The 2,314-nt window shown below is 74.2% G+C and carries 2 protein-coding genes; both read left to right on the top strand.

Annotated features, from left to right (window positions below):
* Positions 1-78 precede the first annotated feature (78 nt).
* A complete protein-coding gene (gene rfbD / locus QH283_RS26730; RefSeq protein WP_280505701.1) occupies positions 79-936 on the top strand; it encodes a dTDP-4-dehydrorhamnose reductase in 858 nt (285 codons plus the stop codon).
* Positions 937-1,050: 114 nt separating this feature from the next.
* The gene (locus tag QH283_RS26725; RefSeq protein WP_280505700.1) at positions 1,051-2,133 is read left to right on the top strand and encodes an NDP-sugar synthase; all 1,083 of its coding nucleotides are present in this window, start codon (positions 1,051-1,053) and stop codon (positions 2,131-2,133) included.
* The last annotated feature ends 181 nt before the right edge of the window (positions 2,134-2,314 follow it).

Below are 2,314 nucleotides of genomic sequence, written 5' to 3'. Positions count from 1 at the left end.
TCGACCGGACTCAGGCTATCCAACGGTTACCGCTGTCGTCCGCACCTCCGTGGTTTCCGGCGTGCCAGACTTGCCGCCGTGACCGCCGCACCATCCAGCCCGCCGTCCGCTCGTCTCGTCGTCACCGGCGCGGGCGGGCAGGTCGGCAGGCAGCTGACCCGCCTGGCCCCGCACGCGCACGGATATACCCGCGCCGATCTCGACATAACCGATGCGCGGGCCGTCGCCGCGGCGATCCGGCCCGGCGACGTCGTGGTCAACTGCGCCGCCTACACCGCCGTCGACCGGGCCGAGTCCGAACCCGAGGCCGCCTGGGCGATCAACGCCACCGGTCCCGCCGTGCTGGCCGCCGCCTGCGCCCGGGCCGGGGCCCGGTTGATCCACCTGTCCACCGACTATGTCTTCCCCGGCACGCACGACGTCCCGTACGAGACCGACGACGAGACCGGCCCGGCCACCGTCTACGGCCGCTCCAAACTGGCGGGAGAGCAGGCGGTGCTGACGGAGACCCCGCACGCGCACGTGGTCCGCACCGCCTGGGTCTACACCGGCGACAGCGGTGACTTCGTCGCCACCATGCGCAGGCTGGAGGCCGAGCGGCCGACCGTCGACGTCGTCGACGACCAGATCGGCTCGCCCACCTACGCCGCCGACCTCGCCGCCGGTCTGCTCGAACTGGCCGCCGCCCCCGCCGCGCCGCGGATCCTGCACGCCACCAACGCCGGCGCGGCCAGCTGGTTCGAGCTGGCGCGCGCGGTCTTCGCCGAACTCGGCGCCGACCCGGCCCGGGTGCGGCCGTGCGACTCCGGCGCCTTCCCGCGCCCGGCGCAGAGGCCCGCGTACTCGGTGCTGTCGGACCGGGCCTGGCGTGCGGCCGGGCTCACACCGCTGCGGGACTGGCGCTCCGCCCTGCGCGCCGCACTGGCTACCGTCTGAGCCGGTGGTCCGGGCACCCGGACTTGCCTTCCGCTCCCGAAGTGCGGTTCGATCTGCGCTGCGCCACCAGACGCCGGCGCGATCGGCAGTACCAGTGTGAACAGGGGAACAACGATGGCAGGAGATTCCGGCACCGATGCCGTGATTCTGGTCGGCGGTCAGGGCACGCGGTTGCGCCCCCTGACGCTGTCGGCCCCGAAACCGATGCTGCCCACGGCCGGACTACCGTTCCTGACCCATCTGCTGGCGCGCATCGCGCAGGCGGGCATCACCCACGTGGTGCTCGGCACCTCCTTCAAGGCCGAGGTCTTCGAGGAGCACTTCGGCGACGGCTCCGAACTCGGCCTCGAGATCGAGTACGTGACCGAGACCGAACCGCTCGGCACCGGCGGCGGCATCCGCAACGTGCTGCCCAAGCTGCGCCACGACACCGTCATGGTGTTCAACGGCGACGTGCTCGGCGGCACCGACCTGCGCGCCGTGCTCGACACGCACCACACGACGAACGCCGATGTCACCCTGCACCTGGTCCGGGTCGGCGACCCGCGCGCCTTCGGCTGCGTGCCCACCGACGAGGAGGGCCGGGTCACCGCTTTCCTGGAGAAGACCCAGGACCCGCCGACCGACCAGATCAACGCCGGTTGCTACGTCTTCCGCCGCGAGTACATCGAGAAGATTCCGGCGGGCAGGCCGGTCTCGGTCGAGCGCGAGGTCTTCCCCGCGTTGCTGGCCGAGGGCGCGCGGGTGCAGGGCCACGTCGACACCTCCTACTGGCGCGACATGGGCACGCCCGAGGATTTCGTGCGCGGCTCGGCCGACCTGGTCCGCGGCATCGCGCCCTCGCCCGCCCTGCCCGAGGGACAGCGGGGCGAGGCCCTGGTGCACCCCAGCGCAGGCATCGCCCCCGGCGCCCTGCTCATCGGCGGCACCGTGGTCGGCCGCGGCGCGGAGATCGGCGCGGGGGCCCGCCTGGACGGCGCGGTGATCTTCGACGGCGCGCGCGTGGAGGCCGGTGCGACGGTGGAACGCACCATCGTCGGCTTCGGCGCCCGGATCGGCCCGCGGGCCCTGGTCCGCGACGGCGTGATCGGCGACGGGGCCAATATCGGCGCCCGCTGCGAGCTGCTGCGCGGCGCGAGGGTGTGGCCCGGGGTCGAGATCCCGGACGGCGGTATCCGCTTCTCCACCGACGTCTGACCCCGGCGTCCGACCCCGGCGTCCGGCCCCGGCCCCTCGTGCCGTGCCGTGCGCTCCTCGCCGGGGGAGGTCGGGTCGTGGCGGCTCGGCGGGCCGTGCCCGATGGGCGGGTTCGTAGCCGGCCGCCCCGGATGCGCCCCCGCCCCCCCGCCCGGGCCGCCGGGATGCGCTGACCCCGCCG

Origin of the sequence: Nocardia farcinica, from assembly GCF_029867845.1 — a bacterium.
Lineage (GTDB): Bacteria > Actinomycetota > Actinomycetes > Mycobacteriales > Mycobacteriaceae > Nocardia > Nocardia farcinica_A.
Note: the sequence above shows the minus strand (reverse complement) of the source record. Positions and strands in the feature narration are given on the sequence as shown.